Source organism: Streptomyces sp. McG3, assembly GCF_018619185.1.
Taxonomy (GTDB): domain Bacteria; phylum Actinomycetota; class Actinomycetes; order Streptomycetales; family Streptomycetaceae; genus Streptomyces.
In genome coordinates this window covers 1-3,536 of record NZ_JAAXYC010000494.1, presented here as the reverse complement: position 1 = coordinate 3,536, position 3,536 = coordinate 1, and the positions used below count along the sequence as shown (strand labels likewise).

Sequence of the window (3,536 nt, the reverse complement as noted above, 5' to 3'; positions counted from 1 at the left end):
CGCCCGCCCCGGTCCCCCTCTTCCACACCTGGTTCGCGGAGGCCGTGGCCGCCGGGCAGGCCGAGCCGCACGCGATGTCGCTGGCCACGGCCGACGCCGAAGGCCTCCCCGACGTACGCACGCTGCTCCTCCACGACGCCGACGAGCGCGGCTTCCACTTCGCCTCCCACGCCACCAGCGCCAAGGGTCACCAGCTCGCCGCCCGCCCGTACGCCGCGCTCGGCTTCTACTGGCCCGCACAGGGCCGGCAGGTACGGGTCCGGGGCCCTGTTGTCCGCTGCACGCCCGCCGAGAGCCACGCCGACCTGCACGCGCGGTCCACCGGGGCGCTCGCCGCAGCACTGACCGGGGCGCAGAGCGAGGTCGTGGGCTCCGTGGCGGAGCTGCACCGGGCGGCGGACGCGGCCTGGGACCGGGCCCGGGCGGAACCGGACACGGAGGCTCCGACCTGGACCCGGTACGTGGTCGAGCCGGCCGAGGCCGAGTTCTTCCAGGGCGACGCCCGGCGCCGGCACGTCCGGCTGCGCTACCGGCGCCAGGAGGACGACGGCTGGGCGCGCGAGCTGCTCTGGCCGTGACCGGCGCGGGCGGCCCCCGGGCCGGTGGGCCCCGGGCCGGTGGGCCCCGGGCCGGTGGGCCCCGGGCCGGTGGGCCCCGGGCCGGTGGGCCCCGGGCCGGTGGGCCCCGGGCCGGTGGGCCCCGGGCCGGTGGGCCCCGGGCCGGTGCAGACAGCACCTTTATCCGCTTCTCACCGTAAAGGGGCACTATGGGAGTCAGGTGAGAGGTGAGCTGTTGGGAGGCACCGATGCCACGAGCCCGTTCGCGCTACGCCCCCGACCGGGGCCTGACCGGTCGCATGGTCACCACCATGTTCCTGATCGGTCTGCTCTACGTCGTCTTCGTAGGCGTGCTCCTCGCGGCCCTGTGGGGCTCCTGGCCGATCATCCTGATCATCACGGGCGGCCTGTTCATCACCCAGTTCTGGTTCAGCGACCGCATCGCCGCGTACGGCATGGGGGCCCGCGAGGTCACCCCTGAGCAGGCCCCCGAACTCCACGGCACCATCGACCGGATCTGTGCGCTGGCGGACATGCCGAAGCCCAAGGTGGCCATCGCCGAGAGCGACGTACCGAACGCGTTCGCCACCGGCCGCAGCGAGAAGACGGCCCTGGTCTGCGCGACGACGGGCCTGCTGCGCAGACTGGAGCCGGAGGAGCTGGAGGGCGTCCTCGCCCACGAGATGTCGCACGTCGCGCACCGGGACGTGGCCGTCATGACGATCGCCTCGTTCCTCGGCGTGCTGGCGGGCATCGTCACCCGTATCGCCCTGTGGGGCGGCTTCGCCCGCAGCAGGCCCGGCAACGACCCGGCGGGCATCCTCCTGCTGCTGATCCCGCTGATCAGCGCCGTCGTGTACGCGATCAGCTTCCTGCTGACCCGGCTGCTGTCCCGCTACCGCGAGCTGTCCGCCGACCGGGCCGCCGCCCTGCTCACCGGCCGGCCCTCCGCGCTCGCCTCCGCCCTGACGAAGGTCAGCGGGCAGATGGCCCGCATCCCGACCGAGGACCTGCGGAAGGCGGAGCCGTACAACGCCTTCTACTTCATGCCGGCGTTCTCCGCGAAGGAGAGCCTGGGCCGGCTGTTCTCCTCCCACCCGACGCTGGAGCAGCGCCTGGACCAGCTGTCCCGCATCTCCGCCGACCTGTCCCGCTGAGCACGCAGTGAAGAACGGTGAGGAGTGACGCCCGTGGGCCTGCTCGACGCGATCCTCGGCCGGAGCAAACCGGTCCGCCCCGACCTCGACCAGCTCTTCGCCGTCCCCTCCGCCGCCCTCACCCTCCAGGCCGCCGCCGGCTTCGCACCGACCGGCCTGGGCTCGGTCTGCTTCGCGGGCGTGGAGGGCGGTGGCTTCGCCCGGCTCCAGGAGGACGTACGCGAACTGCTGGACGCGGACACGGAGCGCGGCGGCATCCCGGTGGAGTTCAGCCGGGACGCGTACGGCTACACCTGGCTGCTGGCCCGCCACCCGGCCGACGACTCCGCCGCCCTGGTCAACGACCTCCACGCGGTCAACACCCTGCTCCAGGACGGCGGCTTCGGCCCGCAGCTGCTCTGCTCCCTGATCGGCTTCCGGGACGCGGAGGGGCGGTCGCTGGCGCTGGTCTACCTCTACAAGCGCGGCACGTTCTATCCGTTCGCCCCGCTGCCCGGCGACGCCGAGAAGCGGGACAACCAGCTGGAGCTCCAGGTGCGGGGCGTCCTCGGGGACGACCTCCGGGTGGAGAAGGACCTGTCCCGGTGGTTCCCGGTGTGGGGCGCGCCGGGGCTGTGATCAGCCGCTGACGGTGGTGGCGGTGGTGTGGTCCAGGAACGCTGTTCAGCCCCGGGGCCGGAAGACCGCCACGGCTTCGCCGCCGCCCCCCGCTTCCGCGTCCCCGCTCCGGAACGTGACCGTCAGCCCCATCCCGATCCGAAGACCGTCGTGCGCGCACTCCACGATCTCCGTCATCATCCGGGGGCCCTCGGCGAGGTCGACGACGGCCGCGACGTACGGGACGCGGGAGCCGAAGGGCGGCAGGTCGTTGCGGTGGACGACGGACCAGGTGTAGAGGGTCGCCTCCCCGCTCGCGCGCTCCCAGCCGACGTCCTCGCTCCAGCAGTACGGGCAGAACTCACGCGGGTAGTGATGGGCCCGGCCGCATCCGCCGCAGCGGCGCAGGAGCAGGTGCCCCTCCGCCGCGGCGTCCCAGTAGGGGCGGGTGAAGGCGTCGGGCTCGGGGAGGTCGAAGCGCGGGGCCGTCGCGCGTTGCGGGGTCACGGGAACAGTCCGAGGGCGGAGTCCAGGGACCAGGTCTGCCAGGCCATGGCGAACAGGGCCACCAGGGAGATCAGCGCCATCATCGCGTTCTGTCCCTGCTCGGCCCAGTCGTGGATCATCAGGACCAGGTAGAGCAGGTTGAGGAGAAGCCCGGCGACCAGGGCGACCGGGGTCAGGAATCCTGCCACCAGGCCGAGACCGAGGGCGAGTTCCGCGTAGACGACGATGTACGCCATCGCCTTCGGGCGCGGTTCGACGACCCGCCGGAAGCCCGTGCGCACCACGCCCCAGCGATGCTTGCCCGCGACGTCCGCCGCCCAGGCGATGCCCGTGCCGCGCTCGAACCAGCCCTTCTTGTCCTTGTGCCGCCAGCTCTCCAGCCACCACAGGCCGAGGCCAATGCGCAGGACGGCGAGCCATTCCGCGCCGCTGAGCCAGATCGTCCGCATCGGGCCTCCGGAGAAGAGTTTCTGACGGTACGTCAGTTCAGCGGACATGGTGGCCCGGCGCAAGAGGGAAGGCGAGGTTCGGCCTCCGGAACCCCTCGGCGTTCCGCCGCCCGACCGGCGGGAAAGCGGCGCCCTGCTGGAGGGGGTGTCCCGCGTACCGCGACGGTGGGCCGTGGTCGCCGCGACCGGCGCCGAACCTGCCGTCGCCGCCGCCCGGGCCGAGGCGCCGGCAGCGGCTCCGGCCGCCCCGGCCCCCGCCCGTGATCAAC

5 protein-coding genes are annotated in these 3,536 nt (G+C 73.3%); 3 read left to right on the top strand and 2 right to left on the bottom strand.

From position 1 onward, the window contains the following. From HET64_RS37560 to HET64_RS37550, 3 genes are all read left to right on the top strand, one after another. Positions 1 to 578, top strand: a 578-nt coding sequence (locus tag HET64_RS37560; protein ID WP_215111713.1) for a pyridoxal 5'-phosphate synthase, incomplete at its 5' end; no start/stop codon positions are given. A 227-nt stretch (positions 579 to 805) separates the two neighbouring features. Then, positions 806 to 1,714, top strand: a complete 909-nt coding sequence (htpX, locus tag HET64_RS37555) for a zinc metalloprotease HtpX (RefSeq protein WP_215111712.1) — start codon at positions 806 to 808, stop codon at positions 1,712 to 1,714. A gap of 33 nt (positions 1,715 to 1,747) precedes the next feature. After that, positions 1,748 to 2,332: a hypothetical protein gene (locus HET64_RS37550; RefSeq protein ID WP_215111711.1), complete on the top strand. Its 585-nt coding sequence runs from the start codon at positions 1,748 to 1,750 to the stop codon at positions 2,330 to 2,332. Positions 2,333 to 2,377: 45 nt separating this feature from the next. On the opposite strand, the gene HET64_RS37545 is transcribed toward HET64_RS37550, so the two are convergent. Together HET64_RS37545 and HET64_RS37540 are read right to left on the bottom strand one after the other, a co-directional pair. Next, positions 2,378 to 2,818, bottom strand: a complete 441-nt coding sequence (locus tag HET64_RS37545) for a Zn-ribbon domain-containing OB-fold protein (protein WP_215111710.1) — start codon at positions 2,816 to 2,818, stop codon at positions 2,378 to 2,380. After that, positions 2,815 to 3,267: a DoxX family protein gene (locus HET64_RS37540; RefSeq protein WP_215111714.1), complete on the bottom strand. Its 453-nt coding sequence runs from the start codon at positions 3,265 to 3,267 to the stop codon at positions 2,815 to 2,817. Before HET64_RS37540 ends, HET64_RS37545 begins: the two co-directional genes overlap by 4 nt. Between the last annotated feature and the right edge of the window lie 269 nt (positions 3,268 to 3,536).